The 18,605-nt window shown below is 58.4% G+C and carries 12 protein-coding genes and 6 pseudogenes; 13 read left to right on the forward strand and 5 right to left on the reverse strand.

Annotated features, from left to right (window positions below; translation table 11 throughout):
* Both ACFQX9_RS11840 and ACFQX9_RS11845 read left to right on the forward strand, forming a co-directional pair.
* Positions 1-488, forward strand: a pseudogene (locus ACFQX9_RS11840) (transposase domain-containing protein); the annotation flags it as partial.
* A gap of 513 nt (positions 489-1,001) precedes the next feature.
* Positions 1,002-1,967, forward strand: a complete 966-nt coding sequence (locus ACFQX9_RS11845) for an alpha/beta hydrolase family protein (RefSeq protein ID WP_377788629.1) — start codon at positions 1,002-1,004, stop codon at positions 1,965-1,967.
* Positions 1,968-2,195: 228 nt separating this feature from the next.
* Here ACFQX9_RS11845 and ACFQX9_RS11850 read toward each other — a convergent pair whose 3' ends face one another.
* Positions 2,196-2,678: a MarR family winged helix-turn-helix transcriptional regulator gene (locus ACFQX9_RS11850; protein ID WP_377788631.1), complete on the reverse strand. Its 483-nt coding sequence runs from the start codon at positions 2,676-2,678 to the stop codon at positions 2,196-2,198.
* A 483-nt stretch (positions 2,679-3,161) separates the two neighbouring features.
* Here ACFQX9_RS11850 and ACFQX9_RS11855 point away from each other — a divergent pair, with 483 nt between their 5' ends.
* Together ACFQX9_RS11855 and ACFQX9_RS11860 are read left to right on the forward strand one after the other, a co-directional pair.
* On the forward strand, positions 3,162-4,694 hold the full coding sequence (locus ACFQX9_RS11855) for a porin (RefSeq protein WP_377788633.1): 1,533 nt from the start codon (positions 3,162-3,164) through the stop codon (positions 4,692-4,694).
* A 1,069-nt stretch (positions 4,695-5,763) separates the two neighbouring features.
* Complete coding sequence (locus tag ACFQX9_RS11860; protein WP_377788635.1) at positions 5,764-6,054, forward strand: aminotransferase class III-fold pyridoxal phosphate-dependent enzyme; 291 nt, start codon at positions 5,764-5,766, stop codon at positions 6,052-6,054.
* Between the two features lie 141 nt (positions 6,055-6,195).
* Here the strand turns inward: ACFQX9_RS11860 and ACFQX9_RS11865 are convergent, their stop codons facing one another.
* Positions 6,196-6,528: a hypothetical protein gene (locus tag ACFQX9_RS11865; RefSeq protein WP_377788637.1), complete on the reverse strand. Its 333-nt coding sequence runs from the start codon at positions 6,526-6,528 to the stop codon at positions 6,196-6,198.
* Positions 6,529-6,559: 31 nt separating this feature from the next.
* Positions 6,560-6,922, reverse strand: a complete 363-nt coding sequence (locus ACFQX9_RS11870) for a hypothetical protein (RefSeq protein WP_377788639.1) — start codon at positions 6,920-6,922, stop codon at positions 6,560-6,562.
* A gap of 202 nt (positions 6,923-7,124) precedes the next feature.
* On the opposite strand from ACFQX9_RS11870, the pseudogene ACFQX9_RS11875 reads away from it, so the two are divergent.
* Positions 7,125-7,507 (forward strand): annotated as a pseudogene (locus ACFQX9_RS11875) (IS66 family transposase zinc-finger binding domain-containing protein); the annotation flags it as partial.
* Between the two features lie 105 nt (positions 7,508-7,612).
* On the opposite strand, the pseudogene ACFQX9_RS11880 reads toward ACFQX9_RS11875, so the two are convergent.
* Positions 7,613-8,104: pseudogene (locus tag ACFQX9_RS11880) on the reverse strand (3-hydroxyacyl-CoA dehydrogenase); the annotation flags it as partial.
* A gap of 61 nt (positions 8,105-8,165) precedes the next feature.
* Positions 8,166-8,997, reverse strand: a pseudogene (locus ACFQX9_RS11885) (acetyl-CoA C-acyltransferase); the annotation flags it as partial.
* 1,416 nt (positions 8,998-10,413) lie between these two features.
* On the opposite strand from ACFQX9_RS11885, the gene ACFQX9_RS11890 reads away from it, so the two are divergent.
* From ACFQX9_RS11890 to ACFQX9_RS11925, 8 genes and pseudogenes are all read left to right on the forward strand, one after another.
* Positions 10,414-10,761 carry a hypothetical protein gene (locus ACFQX9_RS11890; protein WP_377788641.1) on the forward strand — a complete coding sequence of 116 codons (348 nt, stop codon included), beginning with the start codon at positions 10,414-10,416 and terminating at the stop codon, positions 10,759-10,761.
* A gap of 1,176 nt (positions 10,762-11,937) precedes the next feature.
* Positions 11,938-13,041 (forward strand): annotated as a pseudogene (locus tag ACFQX9_RS11895) (IS3 family transposase).
* Positions 13,042-14,241: 1,200 nt separating this feature from the next.
* Positions 14,242-15,141 carry a cupin-like domain-containing protein gene (locus ACFQX9_RS11900; RefSeq protein ID WP_377788648.1) on the forward strand — a complete coding sequence of 300 codons (900 nt, stop codon included), beginning with the start codon at positions 14,242-14,244 and terminating at the stop codon, positions 15,139-15,141.
* Positions 15,142-15,672: 531 nt separating this feature from the next.
* Positions 15,673-15,792 carry a helix-turn-helix domain-containing protein gene (locus tag ACFQX9_RS11905; RefSeq protein ID WP_377788649.1) on the forward strand — a complete coding sequence of 40 codons (120 nt, stop codon included), beginning with the start codon at positions 15,673-15,675 and terminating at the stop codon, positions 15,790-15,792.
* Positions 15,783-16,168, forward strand: a pseudogene (locus ACFQX9_RS11910) (IS30 family transposase); the annotation flags it as partial. The gene ACFQX9_RS11905 and the pseudogene ACFQX9_RS11910, both read left to right, overlap by 10 nt.
* A gap of 824 nt (positions 16,169-16,992) precedes the next feature.
* Entirely contained in the window at positions 16,993-17,331 is a 339-nt protein-coding gene (locus tag ACFQX9_RS11915; protein ID WP_377788643.1) for a hypothetical protein, read from the forward strand.
* A 163-nt stretch (positions 17,332-17,494) separates the two neighbouring features.
* Positions 17,495-17,734: a hypothetical protein gene (locus ACFQX9_RS11920; protein ID WP_377788645.1), complete on the forward strand. Its 240-nt coding sequence runs from the start codon at positions 17,495-17,497 to the stop codon at positions 17,732-17,734.
* Positions 17,731-18,180, forward strand: coding sequence for a hypothetical protein (locus tag ACFQX9_RS11925; RefSeq protein ID WP_377788646.1), 450 nt, complete (start codon positions 17,731-17,733; stop codon positions 18,178-18,180). The genes ACFQX9_RS11920 and ACFQX9_RS11925 overlap by 4 nt, the downstream gene beginning before the upstream one ends.
* The last annotated feature ends 425 nt before the right edge of the window (positions 18,181-18,605 follow it).

Consider the following 18,605-nt stretch of genomic DNA (forward strand, 5'->3'; position numbering starts at 1 on the left):
CGGGCTCGTAACTCCGGTCGGGCTACGCCCTCCCTTCGTCACGAGCCCGGCGAAACTCTCTCACCTTCATTGACGCGCTCTTCCATCCTGATCGCCGCGAGACAGTTGGAGATCGAGCGCACCATCAACGGCGGCGGCGCCGACGAGCGGCGCGCCGTGCGCCAGGAGAGAAGCAAGCCGCTGCTCGACGAGATGCACATCTGGCTGCTGCGCGAGCGAGAAACCCTCTCACGCTCCTCCGAGGTCCTGAAGGCGCTGGGCCGACTTTGCCCGCCTCCTCGACGATGGCAGGATCTACCTCCCGCGTCGCCATCATGCTGACGATGATCACTACCTGTCGTCTTAACGATGTCGATCCCAAAGCCTGGCTCTCCGACGTCCTCGCTCAGATTGCTGATCTGCCCGCTTCGCGTCTGCACGAACTGCTGCCCTGGGCATGGAAGCTCCCGCGCCAAGCCAACGAACCCAACAATCAGCAAGCTGCCTAACCTTCACGCAGCGCCATCATAGCCGACCCGGCCCTCCGCGCATGCGTCAATCAGGCGGCCTCGTCGCATGCGTACCGTTCACCAAATGCCGCTTTTGTACACCCGTGGCATCGGGATTTCGGGCTACCAGCGATGCGCTCTCATCGCCATTCGTGCCTCTCCCGAGCGCCGCGGCTTGATGCGCATAAAAAACTCGTACATTCGCCTTCTGACACACATTTTCGAAGTCGTACTGCTCTCCATTGGGAGATTTCGACGCTTACCTCTTGGTAAGGTTCGTTAGCAGGAGGTGACGATAATGCTGCTCGGAGAAGCAATTCTCTAAAATGAGTCGATCTCCACAGGAGTAGCTGGATGACGGGCGCATGCTGTGCGAAGGGGTAGGAATTTCACCGAGGGGGCAAATCAATGGCGTTTGGTGCTTGGCCATATGTGAGAGGCGATCTTGCGTCCGCACGGCAGAGCGCTTCGGCGTTCCTAGACAGTCTACCACCAGCGGAGGACTGCGCCCAAATGGTTCGGCAGAACTGGGTCGCAACATGGACCGGGACAGGAGATGCTTATTGCCGTATTGCTGACCTCAACCTAAACAAAAAAGAGTTCGATGAGGCCACGGAGGCTTGGCTATGCGCGCTGACCGCCTTCGAGGTCGCCAAGAGGCTAGTTGCTGGCGACGATCCTCGAAGCGCAGACGTTTCAGCTAAGGTCGAAGCTGGTCTTCAGAGGATCGGATTGTCCTTCGGTCATGAGGTTGAGTGCGTACGGATTGCGTGCGGCGATCTGGGCGAGATTCTAACCTGCTATTTGCCTGCTGCTACTTCTAATTTGCGCGCGCCAGCAATTATTTGCGTCAGCAGCGAAGAAGAAAAAGGAGCGACGCTGCTCGGAAGGCTCTTGCCTGTGGTGATTGGCCGGGGCATGTCGGTCCTGGTTGTCTCCCACGGAGACGTCGCAAATTACGCACGCGGAGAATCCGAACTCATCTTGTCTCATTGTTTGGATCATTTGTCGGTTCGGCCTGACGTTGATAGCAGTCGGATCGCGATTTATGGAGACGGATTATCGGCTGTTTTAGCTACTGATTTTGCCGCATACGATGGCCGCATAGCTGCGGCGGTTTGTGATGGTGGTATCTGGAATTGGACGCGGTCTCTAAGATCCGTTCGCTGGATGACGCCCACCGCAGACGGCGCAGATAAGGACATTCTTTCGGCGTGTCGCTCACGATTAGCTCGACGGTTGAATTGTCCAATACTCGTCGTAGCCGGTGGGCGAGGTGTCGTCAGCGTGTCCGAGGCCATCAAACTACAGGCTGATTGCATGACGGCGCGCATCAATGTGGACGTGGTCATGCCACAACTCATTCGAGGAGGCCAGGGCGAGGAGATTGACAACTTCGTTTCCTCAGACGACTGCATCTTCAGGTGGCTGGAGCAGAGACTCGCACGACATTCAACTCAACAACAAGTCGTCGGCTAGAGCGCCTCCAGCCGCGCCGGGTCTTTCTTCCGATGTTGTAGCAGGCCCCCTCACCAAAGCGATGCGGCAAGAAAGTCGGCACAGCAATGGTGGCGAATGTTGTCCCACCAGCTGGACTCAAGTGCTCGATGTCCGCCTCTGACGTTGACTGCAGTGGAGCTTTCCATGTTGGCTAGGAGGTGAAACGATGTAAACGGTCAGGCTGAGGCGGCGCTCATCCATTCGGGCCTACAATAGGCCGATACTCAGCTTTTGCGAGGCCAATCGGCTATTCTTCGCGATCGAGGTTAGCCGCTTGTTGAGGTAGTCTAGTGACGCCTCGTCCAGCCCCTCCAATAACGCGGAGTTCAGAGCTTCCCTCTTGGTCGACAACTTCAAGATCTCCGCACGAGCCTTCTCAGTCAGGGACATTTGAACGAACCGCGCATCATCTGGCGAAGGCTCGCGTGCCAGAAACTCCATTGCTTCTAGCTTTTTCGTTTGGTTCGTAACGAACGCAGGATGAATTCGGAGTTTGCTGGCAACCGCTATCCCCGAGACTCCCCGACCTTGGTCGATTTCGTCGATGGCCATGAGGATCAACCACTGTGGCTCGGTTAAGCCTAATAGCTCCGCCCAGCTCTTATGTATGTCCTCAATTTGGGAATGGATCTCGACCACGTTCCAGATGAAGTCCCTAACGGCCCTGTCGATTGTTGGTTTTTCAGCCATGTTGGTTGTTCCGCCCAAACCCCAGTTATCCCGGATAGGCCGCTGCCTGACTCCGCCCTGACAGGTAACTGGGTTCACTCACTCACGAAAGACCCCGAGGGCACATGGGCGCTATGCCGAAAATTGATTGATCTGGACAATTAATTAGGATAATGCTGGTGCGGATCACGTGAAGGAGCATTCAGCGGTTCATGTGAGACCTCCAAGAAGAGCCTCCGGGATGCCCCCCAGGAGGCTCTTTTTCTTCAGAAGGTAGTTTTCGTCCTCATGTAAATACGATCGTTGCTAAATTACAACGGCAGACCGCCAAACAAGACTTGCTACAATTAATTAATTGCCATAATTGATGCAACGAATTAGACCTCTGATCGACGGAGAGGGGGCGCCTCGACGTCGTCCGTCAAGCACCCGCCCAGTAGGTGAGGCTAGCAGCAGCGGATCTTTGAAGGACGGAAACGACGTTTCCAACTTGGAGGTTCAACGATGAATTTGATGAAGAGTCTTGTGCTGGGTTCAGCGGCAATGTTTGCCGGCGCGGGGGCGCAGGCCGCCGATCTTCCTGTAAAGGCGAAGGCGATCGAATACGTGAAGATCTGCTCGCTGTATGGTGCCGGTTTCTACTACATTCCCGGCACCGACACTTGCATCAAGCTCGGCGGCTATGTGCGCGCTTCGACCCAGTTGGGCACGAATAGCGTCTGGGGCGCTGCTGCCAGCGGCCTCGGTGGCGCACACAACCGCCTCAGCAACTATTACACGGCGCAATCTCGTTTTGACTTCAGTACGGATACCCGTACGGCGACTGAGTATGGCGTCCTTCGCACATACGCAGAGTTGGCCTTCACCTGGACCGCGGGCGGATATGGCGGTGCCGGGACCACCGCGATCAACGGCGCTACTGCCTACACTGGAAGCAATCCAGCCGGCAGTGGCAGCGGGATGGTTTCTGGTGGTTCACTTTCTGTGTACTACGCCTTCATGCAGTTTGCCGGTTTCACCTTCGGCAGAGCGCAGTCGCAGTTCTCGTCGCCGTGGACGAACTATCCCGGTAACTCTTTCGACGGCATGCCCGGCGGCGGCGGGTGGGAGGCCGTCAACCAATTCGCGTATACCGCTGACTTCGGCCAGGGCATCACGGCTTCATTCTCGGCTGAGGATCAGGTTAGCCGTACGACTAACATCTGGAACGTCAGCGGTGCGACGGCTGCGGGTCTTGCCACTGGTACGTATGGTGCAGGAGACATCGGTGGCTCCCGCGCTCCCGATCTCATAGCCATGCTGCGGGTCGACCAGGCTTGGGGTCTTTTCCAGGCATCGGTCGCCGCGCACGACAATCACGCTGGTTATTATGGTGTCGACGAAACGACTGGGCATCCAGGCGACAAGTGGGGCTGGGCCGGTCAGCTCGCATTGTCAATCAAGAACATTCCGACCGGTGCCGGCGACACGATCAACGTCCAGGGTGTCTACACGAACGGTGCGAGCATCTACAACTTCCAGTCGTATACGCCGTTCACTTATGCAATCTACGGCGGCACGGGATTGGGAGGAGCTTACCAGAGCGTCGGTCTCGCCGGTGTCTCTGACTCTGTGTTCGTCGCCGGCGCGGGCCAACAATTGACGACCACGTACGGTTTCAATGGTGCGTACACTCACAACTGGAACCCATACTGGAACAGTGCCATTTTCGGCGGCTGGGGTGCCGTGCGCTACAACGACACCGCCAAGGGGTCTATCTGCGGCGCGTTCGTTGCGACGCTTGCGCTGTCAAGCGGCCTTGCTGGTTGCAATCCAAACTTCAACTACTCGGTTGTTGGCGTGGCGACGCGCTGGAGTCCGGTCAAGAACCTGACCTTCTCGACCGAGCTCGCTTACACGATGCTTGACCAGAAGTATGCGAGCGGAAGCACGGTCACCTTGCCGGTGCAGGCTGGCATCGCCAAGCCGGCGGCTACCTACGAGCTGAAGGACCAGAGCAGCCTCCAGGTGATGCTCCGCGCACAGCGCAACTTTTAAGTCTTCTGTCGCACTAGCAAAAGGAGAAGTGGCTCTACTGAACTAGCTTAACCTCCAAGAAGGCCTCCGGCATGCCCGCCGGAGGCCTTTGATCTTTGGCCCGCTGAAGGCTGAAGTGCCCCCTGGCTTCCTGAATTCTTGCGCGAGTTTTTGCAGGCCAGTCCATCCCGAGCCAGGCACTCAGGGCTGGCGCGCCTCGGATGTTTAAACCCGTCGGCGATCTGCCTCGTGTTAGCTTGTTCTAAATGGATTCATCTGACTGCATCGCATGAGCGCCTACGTCGAGATCGCACTGCTCCTGACTGGATCCCAAGTTAGGGACGAGCCCCGCGAATTGTTTGATCGAGTTGAGAGCGAAGCGATGATCATGATCGTCTCGCATCACGATAGTGCTAGCCAGAACTCTCCAATACGCAAGGCACAATGTCGCAGCTGTTTCGCAGCTTTATCGCGATTAGACCTTCAGCACCCAAGCCCCCAATCGGTTAGAGCCTGGCCGGAGCGAGTGATCCTCTCAACTAAAATCCTGAATAAACGCGGTTCGCTCGCAGAACTCGAGCGTCCAGACCCGTTTGGTTGCAGCATTCCACGTCGAATTGCAGTTACACTAAATAATGACACTTCCTGACAATCCCACGATTTCACTCAGCGACAACTCGGACATGACCTGTTGACAAGGAGCGCTTGCATGGACCCTCAGAGCATCGACGTTACGCCAGAATTTATCTGGCCGAGCTGATCCGTACCCAAAGGATTGTTCGTCGATTGACTACATGCGCTTCCGGGCGACCATAAGATCTGGCGTGCTGCAGACTGAGGCGTTCGAACAAGCGCACCTATGGGCGGATACGCCGGCTGCCGTACACCAAACCAAGCCCAGCGGTACACACAGCCGACTTGAACCCAGGATAAATCATGACGCAAAGCACGGCTTCTGAAGGCCACAACTCAGTGGGTATCCGTTCACGGGAGGCATTCGCACGCGCACAGCTTCCCTGATCGTACAACACGCGTCCCGATTGATCGGGATCCCATCCCACGGTATGTGGACCGCGGCGAAGGAGCTTATGTGTTCGATGTCGACGGGCGGAGATTCCTCGACCTGAACGGCAACTTTACTACCCTGATCCACGGGCACAATTTTGAGCCTGTGATTGCTGCTGTCACGCGCCAGTTGCGCTCAGGCACTTGTTTCGCAAACCCGACGCTCAGCGATTTGGCTGAGTTGATATGTGGTCGTGTGCCGGGCGTGGAGGCACTTCGCGTCGTCAACACCGGTACGGAAGCTGTGATGTTCGCGATCAAGGCTGCCCGAGCGTTTTCGGGTCGTGCCGCCATCGCCAAGATCGAAGGCGCCTAATCATGGGTCCTATGACTGGGCGGAGATCAGTCTGGCGAGTGGTCCCCAGAATTGGGGCCGGCCCGAGACGCCTGCACCGATTTCATCCTATCGTGGCGCGCCGGTCTCAGTGCTGGACGAGGTCATTCCGCTGCGCTTCAATCAACCGAGCTTGGCCGAGCAATTGATCGAGGCGAACGCGTCCAAGCTGGGGCTATCCTCATCGATATGATGCCTGGCCGGGCTGGTTATATCACGCCCACACCAGAGTTCCTGGGCGCGATTCAACGGGCGGCTCGCAAGCATGGAATTCTGATCATCGCCGATGAGGTCCTGAATTTTCGGTTGGGCTACGAAGGGTCCAGCTGCGCGGTACGGCCTTGCCGCAGACATCGTCACCTTTGGCAAGATCATGGCGGAGGTCTGAAAATCGCGAAAAGATTCACTCAGGCTATGACGGAGTAGCGCGTTGCTGCCGACGCCGGCGAGGCGCACGTACCATCGCACTACAGTCAACTCGGTTGCGTCAAGCTCTGAGCATTTCGAAGAGTTCATCGCCAGAACTCAGGAAATGCTCAAAGGCTGACGAGATGAGATCAATATCCGCATTGGTCATCGGCGTGGAAAGGCAACCCGACGCATTGTTTGAGATATTGATCCCCTGCTCAGCAAATGTCCGCGCGAGTTCCAGCAGCACGCGACCCGCCTCCGGCGTCGGCAGGGCTTCTTCCTTCGGAAGCACAGGCTTGGGATGCATCCTGAAGAGAGACGCAGCTCCCGTTACGGTGAAGGGCACTCCGCGACGAGCGATCGCATTTCGCAATTGGTTACGAAGCCTGTCGCCGAGGGTCTCGAGGTGGGCGAAAGCCGCGTGATCAAGGGCTTTCATCTAAGCCAGACCAGCGCACATCGATAAAGGATTTGCAGAAAACGTCCCTCCCTGCGGAACAGCGGGTCTGCCTTTGAGGCGTCAAAGACGCTCATCACGTCGCGCCCGCCGCCGAATGCGCCGGGTGAACAAGTTGTCCATAGGTACAGTTCTCAACCATCAGGCCAGCCCGCCGCAAGGCGTCTCCCCTCGGAGGCTTACGTTGGAGAGTTCGGCGACGGAGGACGCGCTCGCGGCCGAAAGGGCCGCGACCAAAACCACGAAGGTGGCGTCGTTCACGCGCAAGCGACCGTCGCGCCAGCCCTGCCCGGAGCATCTGCCTCGCGAGCGGGTGATCGTGCCGGGACGTGTGGCGTGCGCCTGCTGTGGCGGCGCGCGGCTATCCAGGCTCGGTGAGGACATGACTGAGACGCTGGAGGTGGTCCCGAAATCATGGAAGGTGATCCAGCACGTCCGCGGGAAGTTTACTTGCCGTGATTGCGAGAAGATCAGCCAGGCCCCGGCGCCGTTCCATGTGATTGCCCGCGGCTGGGCTGGGCCAAGACAGTGCTGTTCGAGAAGTGTGGTCAGCAGGCGGAGCGTTTTCATGCCGACCCAACGTCGATCTGCCGGCGCATTATCGAGACCGAACGCCGGCAGTAAGCTCAGCGTCTCGAAGAAGAGGCTCTGTCCCGATAAATCGCTCGACGTTTAGGTGGCCCAGCTACAGGCGGGAGTCTTGCTGAACTGGTCGTAGAAGGTCTCATTGTTATCGGCCATGTCTTGCAAGAGCTTAGGCGGCGAGAAGCGATCGCCGAACTTCGCTTCCAGCCGGCCGCAGACCCCGACAAGCTTCTTAATACCCATGAACTCGATATAAGACAACACGCCACCACTGAAGGGCGGGAAACCGAATCCTAAGATTGAACCGACATCGGCCTCGCGGGGATCCGTAACGACATGATCCGCAACAGTCCGCGCCGCTTCGACGGCTTGCACCAGCTTCAGCTCCTCAGCATCAACGGTATGGGGATCCAGATGCTTCGGCTGGAGAGAGCTAAGCCCCGGCCACAATCGTTTCCGCGACCCGCGCTTCTCTGGATATTCGTAAAAACCTTTGCCGTTCTTGCGGCCGAAGCGGTCCAGCTTCTCGACCAGCTCGATCATTAGCTTTTTATGACTTTGATTGACCGCGTTTGAGCCAAAGATATGCGCAGATGACGAACAAAAGCGGGCACTCCAGGTGTTCTTCGACGAAAGCCGCCGCTCGTCGCTCGTGTTTCGCGCGATTGAAAGCTTGCTTATTCCCTAGCAGCACGGCGCCGGCCCCGTCAACGATCCCCGATGCCAGCATGATGTACATACTTGACCCGCTCGATTTCAGGATGCGACTGCAGGGCGACAGCGTCAAAACCCGCGACTTCGCCCATTTCCGCGAAGGAAGGTTTAAGCTGCGCCAATGACTGCATTGTCGTGTTCGGGCGCATATGCTCATCCTTGGCAAGGATAGTGAGACGGTTGATATCTTTTACGGGCACCACAGAGTTACCAAAGCGACCATTCTCCCATGCTCGTGCGGCACGCTTTTGGCTTCGCACCGCATATGCATCGACGTCATTCCGGGAAGGCGATCGGGTCGACCGAAAGCCCCTGCGGCATGAAAAAAGCAGGGACGGCAATGGAGGGATCAACGGGCCAAGCGCCACCCGAGGTGCCGATGCCCACGCGGCTCATGGATTCGGCGCCACCCCCAATCACGAGTTCGTTTTGGCCGCTCATGATCTGCGCGGCGGCGAAGTTCACGGCATCCAGGCCCGAGGCGCAGAACCGGCTGATCTGCACACCCGGCACGGCTTCACCAAGCCCCGCCTTCAGTGGCGCAAAACGCGCGATATCCGAGCCTGCCTCGCCAACCGGATCGGCCACACCAAGGATAACGTCATCAACGGAGTCAGTGCACAGGTGTTTCGATCCTTGAGCGCCTGAAGCGGTATAGTCGCAAGCCGCAGCGCTGTCATTTCGTCGTGTAGCGCGCCGTCGGACCTGCCGCGGCCACGCGGGGTACGAACGTGATCATAGATATAGGCCTCAGGCATGACGTACTCCGGGGATGATAATTCGTGATGTCTGCATCGGACGCAATTCGAATTGAGCAGATTTCCTCGACGTCGTTCGCGAACTCGGGCCCGCAGGCTCCCTGCAGCTTGCATTCCTTGTGCACAGGCTCTGCAACTAGTTCGCGCTCGCGAAGCACGGACCCTGGTGCTAGAATGGTCTCCTAGGTAGCGATACGATGACCTCGGACTAAATGGCGTCATATGAGCCGTCTTCGTCAGGAAGACTTTAGTCATGAACATAAGGCGTTTGCCGTTCTGTCGTAGCACTCTCGCTCGGTGCCATCTCTCTATGAGCAACAGCCGTGCCAAGCTTGAAGACGGTGCCAAGGCTCTGACTAGCTGGGAAAATTCTGATCCTAGCCTGGGCGATTCGTGTGTTGAACTGGACGAAGCTTCGGCACTGTCGGGAACCGGACAGCAGCTGCGCTCTTCCACTTAGTCATCAATCGCCCGTGAAGTAACGCGAACAGCCAAGTTGCGGGCTAATGAGGAATGCCGGCGATTAATTTTGCCGGCAATCGCGATGGCGGCGCCGATTTCCTCGCAAATCGAAGGAGGGATTCCGTCGAATGGCGGTCGTGATTCTATGCTCGTCAGAGTGGATGAGCGGAGGTTCTCAGCCATGCCAGGACGGTTCGTCACCTATGTGAAGGCGCTGCACGGCAATCCGAATGACGGCCACACGCTGCAAACCGTCATCCCAGCCTTGCAAAGCTTGCCGCCAACATCATCGAGGGACTCCTCCTCGAGAAGGGATACCCGGCCACAACGCGCCGCCGGACTCCACGTTCAGAGTCTTCACCTCGGGGCAAGGAGTGAGGGGTCACGCCGTCGCTCAAGGGATCAAGCGCACCATGGCCCCAGGTCCGTCATCGCGCCTGCCTTCGGCCATCTCAAGGCCGAGCACCGCATAGAGCGCAAGTAACACCGAGGACATCGCCGGAAGATTGAAGGGCACATGCAAAAGTCGATCGGCTGTGCTGGCAGCACCACCTTGAGCCAGACCGTACTGCAATCACCAGATGCCCCGGAGCCGACAAGCGTCGCCAGCTTCACTCGGGGTTCGACCCGGATGCGCGCTCCACTCATACCGATCTCGATGCCCTGCAGTGCAGGCTTGGGCCGGCGGCGCGGCCGCTCCAATGCCCTTGTCTGTGCCAACAAAATACGCTCGCACATCTCCAGATTTCGTGCCGATGAGGCCGCGTCCCCTTGAAGGCTCGTCATCCATGGGGCGGCCGCGATAATCCCCTTTGCGCAGCTCCAGCGGTGGCTACAGGCCCGCGTCGCTCGGATCCTGCAAGCCGCGAGCATCCTCATGCTCGACGGCTACATCGCCGCGATCGTGGCCGGACCGGTCTCGATGACCCCGCTCGACTGGATTGCTCGCCATCGATGCCGATGGATTCAAGGACGGCGGCCGAGTTCGAGGCGATCTCCGCCGTCGCGCGGCACCACAACGAGATCAGCGACGTCCTTACGACCGCGCCCGACCAGTTCGAGTCGATGCACCGGCGCAAAGCAATGCCGACGTCGATCCGTGATCTGGCGATCGTGCCTGGCATGAGGACCAGTGCGGCAAGCCTGGATAGCATCGATACTCATCAAGGCCAAATGCTCCGGGCTTACACTGACGTGATCACGCTGGCCGAGTCAGAGGGTCACAGCGTCGCTTCTCTCATCCTCGTCAACCAAACTCCTCAACTCATCACCAGTTCGCCAAGCAAGCCACTCGTCGTCTAGAATGTCGTGTTGGACCAGACGCAATATGGAACCTCCTGGTTCATAATGCGGCATTCGGCAGACTCCCTTCTCAAGTAGCCAGCCCGCGACAAACGCGCATAAGAAGTCAGGAGCCCACATTTGAAAAGACAAGGTCCGTTGTGTTCCCAATACAATCTTGGACAAGCCCTTTCCTCTAAAATCTCCGCGTACCCAAAGATCGCCGTGATAAGCGACCTTCCCGGTTATCTTCTTTGCGCTTGGTGCTTTGCACACGCAACGGTCATGAGGATCGGCATGTATGCTAGGGTCTCCGTAAAACGCTTTTAGGGACTCTACATGTTCTGCAAAGTTGCTGCCTGAAAGGTTATATAATCGAGCAGCCGCCAAGAAAGCCGTGTCATTGTTCTTGTCAACGCCTTTGATCCAGTATCCCTCGCCTGACTTGATTGGCGAGAGATCTGGCCGGAATGTTGGAAACGTCGGCTCCTTTGTTGGAGTGCACCGCGTAATCGAGACGTATTCTTCAAAGTCGTATCCGATCGAAATCTTAACGCCTTTTTGGAGGGCGGCGTCGTCATACAGTTGAAGGCAGCGCGACGCGCGCAACGGATTCGCCAAAGTTTTCATTGCTGCACGTGTCCTGTCATTATGAGCTGTTCGTTGCGATCAAGCGAGATGGTAACTAGTATGCGGCATTAGCGACAAGCGAAACACCTACCTACTCTGATGAGCAATCTTGCCATTTGTTAATGAGGAAGCATTTGATTGTATAGGCAAGAGGCAGAGGGTTGATCAAAACGGCCGGAAAAAGCAAGTTTGCCACGGCCGCGGCGGTAGAAAGATGATTGCCGGATATGGCACTTGTCGGCCGCCCGGAACGGATAGATCCAGATCGATGTTGGCACCGGCGAGGCATCCGCTGGATGCCCGAGTTGACCCGGAGCGCTCGCGCGGCGCCTTCGACGTGTTGGAGCGCCGAAGATTTGGCATACCCTGTATTTGCGGGTGTGGCTTGCGACCGCCCATGCCGATGGGCATCCCGGATACCCGGGCCTTGCGCGTCTGGTTCAGGAGAGCCTGAAGCGTGATCCGCATGTTGGTGATCTTAGGCCGGCTCCGCAAATTTGAACAGGTCGATAAGTGGAGTTTCTGCCTGACAGCCGGCACGTTGGTGCCTGCGAATCAGGAGCGACGATGAGCAGACGAGCACGCCGGAACCACACACCGGCCTTCAAGGCGAAGGTTGCGCTTGCCGCGGGTCGACCGGACGATAGCGCAGCTTCCCGAGCAGTTCGACGTCCACCCCAATCAGATTACGGCGTGGAAGGCGCAGCTGGAGGGTGGCGCTTCCGGAGTTTTTGGACCTGGCAGCGCCGCGCAGGCCACGCCTGCCATCGACGTGAAGTCGCTGCATGCCAAGATCGGGGAGCTGACGCTGGAGAACGATTTTTTTGAAGGCGCGCTCGCCAAGGCGGGATTGCTGTGGGCAAAGCGATTGATCGACCGCGAGCACGATCTGTCGATCACCAGCAGGCGGAGGTTTTGAAGGCCAGCCGCGGCAGCGTGTACTATCTGCCGCGTCCGGTCTCTTCAGCCGACCCCGAGATCATGCAGCGTCTCGATCGGCTGCACCTTGAGTATCCCTTCGCCAGTTGGCGTATGTTGCGAGGCCTGCTGGCTTCGCAGGGGTGCAAGATCGGTCGCCGGCATGTGAAGATGCTGATGCGGCGGATGGGGATAGAGGCGCTCTATCCCCGTCCGCGCACCACCAAGCCAAGATCTATCCATATCTGCTGCGCGGTATCGAGATCACGCGGCCGAACCAGGTCTGGGCCATGGACATCACCTACATCCCAGTGGCGAGTGGCTTCGTTTATCTCGCCGTGGTGCTGGACTGGGCGACCCGTCGGATTCTGTCGTGGGGTTGTGGATCACCATGGAGGCGGCCTTCTGCGTCGAGACGCAGGAGGATGCTCTCGCTCGTCAGGGCAGGCCGGAAATCTTCAACACGGACCACGGCTCGCAGTTCCCTTCACCGGCCTGCTCGCCAGCAACGGCATCGCCATCAGCATGGATGGCAAGGGCGCCTGGCGGGACAACGTGTTTGTTGAGCGGCTGTGGGGCAGCGTCAAATACGAGGAGGTGTATCTGCACGCCTACGACAGCGTCGGCGAGGCGCGCAGCTCGATTGGCCGATAGCTCGACTTTTATAACAGCAGGCGTCCGCATTCGAGTCTTGACGGCAGCACGCGGGATCAAGCCTACTTCACCCCGCTGCTACTCCGCATGGCAGCCTAACTCCGGCAGAGGCTCCATCTATCGACGCGGAAACTCTATTCAGACAACCGGGACCAGCTCACTTTCCGCGTTTAGGGGCCACCGACGCAACTTGATCAAGATTGTTGGCATCGCCGCCCATCGCTGGATGGTTGATTCGTCGTCGTGGCGACGCGCTCCGATTCGCTTCCCGTCGATCTTGCCGCTTTGCACCCGATGATCATTGGGCAACCCGAGCAGCTCGCTGGGGACAAGCGAATTGACCGTCGGCCGACTGGAATGGAGCGGCTAAAGCTGATCACCGCGGCTCGCATTCCAGCGTCTTCGAGACCAGATCGCCGACCTTCTGCAGCCGCCCACTGCCGCACTTGCCCCACGCACATGGCGCGGGTTCGACAATGCGTTCGACCGGCAGGCTGTCTGGAAGAGGACGCCGAGCGGCCGCGGATTTTGCGCGCGATTCTGTTTGGCGGCAGTGGAGCTGCGATATCAGCCCTCGTTTCCTGCCCCGCCTTGGTTCTTCAGAGATAACAGCGGCCGATCGATCGCCAGCACGACGCCGCCCCAAACGTCGAGTTCAGCAACAGCAGCACTAGTTCCGTGTTCGCTCCGAGGCCATTAGCGAATTCGACAAACTCGAGTAAGCCTTCGGATCGGAATTGAATATCGGATGGAAACGCCTTACCTCCCAGATATGGGAGTGGCACGCCGAGCGGCAATCAGGATACACATCACACATGGGGAAGGCGGATCGGAATGCCGCTCTTGCGAGCTCCCAACCGAATCCAGCTCTCCAGTATAGGCGACCTCGGCGCTGCTGCTCCTGAATGATGAAGCGTCTGTCAACGTCTCCGTTACACGTGCCAGAGAGCATGGTAGGCATCGGCAAGCTGCCTGGCTACGCTCGCATGATCTTCTTTGAACTTCTGCCTCTCCAACGATCCGCGATTGAATGTTGTCGAGAACATCTGAGACGGAAGCCTGTCGTGGTGATCCGGCACTGGAAACTACTGATGGCGAAAAGCTACTCCGATGAGCGAGTTCGCGCACGACTGTCCGCACGGGCGAACATGTGGCCGCCTTCTCTGTTTCAAGTGATTGTGCCGCCGGGACATCGCCACGCGGGCCCGATCGCGAACCTCTTCGACGTATTCACCCAAAGGGAGCGTAAAAATGTCTGATAAATCAGTAGCAACATCACCACGATCATCATCCCCGCTTGTGGAGTCCTCTGGCTGGTCATCGATTGCTAGCTTGGCTCAGCTATCCGACTCGGACTTTGCGACGAACTACCGAGATGCAATGCGACCAGTTCTCTTTCGGGGCGGCTGCGCGGCTTGGAGCGCCTGCAATCGCTGGTCTCCCGAATATTTCGATCACGTCGCGGGCTCACTTACGGTACCCGTCAAAACGCTTTCGAAGGGCGATATCAAAGTCTCTTCTTGGCGGCTCACAGAATACGTGCAGTTTATCATGGAGCAGTCACCGCGCGGGAGGGAAGCGTTTTCGAACGCGGAGCCAATTCCGTACTGCCACGACATTCCATTACTAGGTTTGGTGGAAAGCTTGGCGGGAGATTGTCAGCCATTTCCCGTAAATTTTCTTAGTCCCTCGTATCGTGAGCATTGGTGGCGCTACTCGCAGTTCTTCATGGGCCCGGCAGGTACGGTTACTCCGCTTCACTTCGACAGCCTACTGAGTCATAACGTGTTCTTCCAAATCTACGGCGCGAAGACGTTTACAATCTTGCCACCGAACCAATCTGAGTTATGCGGGCGCCGCAATTGGAGGTGGTTTGATGTGGATCCCGAGCTACCGGACTATGTGCGGTTTCCGGAGTACCGTGAGGCGACGCCCGTCGTGATCACCGTAAATGCTGGCGATATGCTCTATATGCCTCCCGGAACCCTCCACCACGTTCGCAGCTTATCGGCTTCGATTTCCTTCAACATCGATTGGCACACCGAGCAGAGCGTATTGGTTGCCTTGGCGCAGTCATCCGAGGGAATGCCCAGAGACGTGGTTTACTATAACGCGATCACGGCATTGGCCGTAGTCGCCAAAATACCTGAAGCGACTACGTTTCCGTTGTACCAACCCTACTTGAGTTATGTGAGTTGATGCGCTCCGTGCAGAAACGTCGGTGAGCGCGGCCTACCAAGTCGGACCTGGAGAGGTAAGTTTCAGGACGGAATGAGCTAAAGCCGAGCACGGGCGGGGCGCGGATTTGGAAGAACGAGAACTTAGCCGGCCGATGAACGGCGGAAATTCTATCGCGGCCGGGCGACGTTAGTGCTATCTCCGCGGCGTTGTCGGTGCAGGTGGGGCCTCTTCGATGCTGGACTGAGGTAGCCGATGACCAGCTCGGCCCACGTTCGCAGCTGGCCTGGCGTTAGAAGATGGCGGATTCAAGCGGTCGTCGCAACACCTGAACGAAGGACGTTGCGATGGGCATTCGAAAGCGACGATCACACCGGACGAGCATCGTTGGCGTCACCGGGACGGCCGCCGTTAGCGGGGCGATCTGAACTCCAGCGATTCTGGTTGGGGATCGCGCAGGGCATGACCAGCGAGGATGCTGCATTAGCGGCTGGTATGTCGCAGCCTGTCGGAACCAGATTGTTCTGACAGGCAGGCGGCATGGCACCAGCAATGTTCAGATCTTCAACCCAGCCGCGGTCCGGGCGGTACCTCTCGTTTGCGGAACGTGAGCAGATCGCACTTCTTCGCGTTCAGGGCCTTTCGAAACGCGAGATCGGTCGCCGAGCATGAAGAATGGCCCTGCTCTCGCGGGACACGGAGCTGAAGCCGTGCGCGACGCGATTACGCGCACCATAATCATGACCTTGCCCGAAGAGATGGGTCGTTCGCTGACCTGGGATCAGGAGGCCGAAATGGCTCAGCACAATCTTCTCAAGATCGACGTGGGTGTCCAAGTCTACTTCTGCGATCCGCAAAGTCCGTGGCAGCGTGGCACCAACGAGAACACCAATGGGCTGCTACGTCATTACCTTCCGAAAGGGGCCCCGACCTGAGCGTCCACAGCGCGGACGAGATCGCCGCCGTGGCCGCGGCCCTCAATGTTCGACCGAAAAAAAATTTGGGTTGGAAAACGCCAGCAGAGGCGCTTGACGAGTTGCTGCAATGAGTGAACACAATCGGCGTTGCGACGACCGCATGAATCCGCCCTCTATGCCGTGTGGCATTGTGATGACAGCCGCCTGCGTATCCGGACCATTTTAAGCGTCTGGTCGTCATAGGCTCACAGGGTGACTAGGCAATGGGTTCGCACGGGCGAAGTTGAGGGTTTTGGCACCGTTGCCGTCTTGAAGGCGGCGGCTCGATCGACAAGACGATTCCATCGACTGCATTGCTTGCGCGGCGGGTTCGATGCGAATCTCGTACAGGCAATAGGCGCATTGTAGGCATGCTGGACGACGAGTCCATGTTGAGCCCACCCGGCGAGAGTCGTTTCGTGAATCTTGACGCGCGCAGCTGCTTCTCATTTTGTCAGCAGTCCGCGCTCTCGTAGTCGGTGATAGCGCGAGCACAGGCCGTATCGATGGACAGGTTAGGCGACCAGCAAGGCTGTGAGGCGGGCATCGTGGCGGCCGCGCCGCGCTGATCCTCCCCGGCGATATCCTTGCTCGTTTAAGAGTTCGGAAAGATCAGCATGAGCGCGCGGCGGGAGGTGCGTAACGGAGCGCTACCGGTCGGCGAAACGGGCGGAGAAGGAGCGCATTCTCGATGCGCTGTGCGCAAAGACGGGCTGGCATCGCGAACATGCGGTGCGTGCACTTCGGCGGCGCGCAATGGTTGGGTCGGGGAAGGTCGAGGCGCTGGCGAGCGCGAGCGTAGATCTCGCACTGATCAAGGACGCGATGACGGCCGTGTGGGAGGTGTCGGATCGGCTGGCAAGGCTCAAGGTGATGATCCCGACCTTGCTGCCGCGCTCTCGCGCAACATGGCCGATTGAAGCTTGGCCAGGCGGACCCTGACCGTGTTCTGGCGATCAGCGCCGCTACCATTGACCGCCTGCTTATGGATGTGAAGCTCGCGGCGGCAGGGCGGCGCCGTGCCGGATTCTATTCGGCAATCGAGCGCGAAGTTCCGATCCGCACGTTCAGTGACTGGAACAGCACGGTGCCCGGCTTCTGCGAGGTGGACATGGTCGCGCATGGCGGCACGTCGGTGGCCGGCTCGTTCATCCAAATCCTGACGATGGTCGACGTCGCCACCGGCTGGACGGAGTGCCTGCCGCAGCTGACGCTCGTCGAGGCGATCAACCGCGCACAGAGCCTGTTCCCCTAGCTTTGCCCCGCGTGGACTTCGACAACGACAGCGCCTTCATGAACGATGTCGTCGTACCGTGGTGCCGCGAACAGAAGCGCGAAGTCACGCCGTCTCTGTGTAGTGGCACGGCTTTACGTCAACTTCTTCCCGCCGTGTTCAAGCTGAAGGAGAACCGCCGCGAATGGTGGTCCAGCGTTATTACCTCCCAGCGACGCCCTATGAGCGTGCGTTGGCACCCCCCAAGATGGCTGCGGCCGTGAAGAAACGGCTCCGCGATCAATCTCGCGAGCTCGATCCGGTCGCGTTGTTGCTCGAGATTCGCGCGATCCAGGACGAACTCGGCAATCGGTTGATCGTCGTGCCGGACACGCGGGCGGCCTGCCGCGCACCTCCACGAGCGCCACGAGCAGCACGCCAATGAACGCAGAAACGTTCGCGAAGATGCTCGGAAATAAGGTGACGGCCGGCGAGCCACGTGCCGCGCACCGGCGAACTCGTCGGCCCTATAAAACCAGGGTTCGGATGCCCGCCAAGCTCGACGCACATATTGCGGCGATCGAGGGCTGGCTGGCAGAGCAGCCACAGCTGACAGCGCTCGCAATCGTCCGCCGCCTGAGCGAGAATCACCCAGAGGAGTTCGGGACGAGACAGCATTCGATCGTGCAGGGCCTGCTGAGGACGCTCAGACAGAAGACGGCCGAGCAGTTGCTCACGGACAAGCCGCTTGCGGGCGCCACGACCGCTGCCCCATTACCGGGAAAGCTACCTGGGCGGCCGATCAATCGACATCGGATCTTCATCGGCAATGGCGCCATCAGGGTAACATTCGCAGATGCGCAATACTGGAGCCCAGACAATGCCAATTGACACTCAGCCTTTGCGCTGGGTGACTTCGGAGGCGCATCAAAGACGTTCGGCGGACTGATTGCCTGAGAAGCTTCAAGCGACTGGTCGGACATGCGACATGCGTCGCAAACGACAAGAAAATGCGCAATATCAATGAGCCCCGGCTGGCACGCGACTTGCTGTTTTTCTCCGCAGGACCAGGTAACCGAATTTGAGCCATGACCGGTGTGACTGAGAGCGTAAATTGCGTGTTTCGCGGGATCGTGAGCACGGATTTCACCGCATGGTGAGCAACGATTTCAGAGGATCGTGAGCAGCGATTTCAGGCGATCGTGAGCACCGGTTGGCGGTGCCGGACGCTTCGGCCGACAACTCAACCGGGCTACGGGTTTCTCATTCAGCCAATGAGGAAGCCTGATGCCTACCCAGAGATTGTCGATGCGCCG

The organism is Bradyrhizobium sp. GCM10028915 (assembly GCF_042666195.1).
In the GTDB taxonomy this organism is placed as follows: Bacteria; Pseudomonadota; Alphaproteobacteria; order Rhizobiales; family Xanthobacteraceae; genus Bradyrhizobium; species Bradyrhizobium canariense_D.

Coding starts and splice junctions, on each gene's coding strand:
- ACFQX9_RS11845 (WP_377788629.1), top strand. CDS start 1,002: ATGGTTCGGCAGAACTGGGTCGCAACATGGACCGGGACAGGAGATGCT.
- ACFQX9_RS11850 (WP_377788631.1), bottom strand. CDS start 2,678: ATGGCTGAAAAACCAACAATCGACAGGGCCGTTAGGGACTTCATCTGG.
- ACFQX9_RS11855 (WP_377788633.1), top strand. CDS start 3,162: ATGAATTTGATGAAGAGTCTTGTGCTGGGTTCAGCGGCAATGTTTGCC.
- ACFQX9_RS11870 (WP_377788639.1), bottom strand. CDS start 6,922: ATGAAAGCCCTTGATCACGCGGCTTTCGCCCACCTCGAGACCCTCGGC.
- ACFQX9_RS11890 (WP_377788641.1), top strand. CDS start 10,414: ATGCCGATGGATTCAAGGACGGCGGCCGAGTTCGAGGCGATCTCCGCC.
- ACFQX9_RS11905 (WP_377788649.1), top strand. CDS start 15,673: ATGTTCAGATCTTCAACCCAGCCGCGGTCCGGGCGGTACCTCTCGTTT.
- ACFQX9_RS11920 (WP_377788645.1), top strand. CDS start 17,495: ATGGTGGTCCAGCGTTATTACCTCCCAGCGACGCCCTATGAGCGTGCG.
- ACFQX9_RS11925 (WP_377788646.1), top strand. CDS start 17,731: ATGAACGCAGAAACGTTCGCGAAGATGCTCGGAAATAAGGTGACGGCC.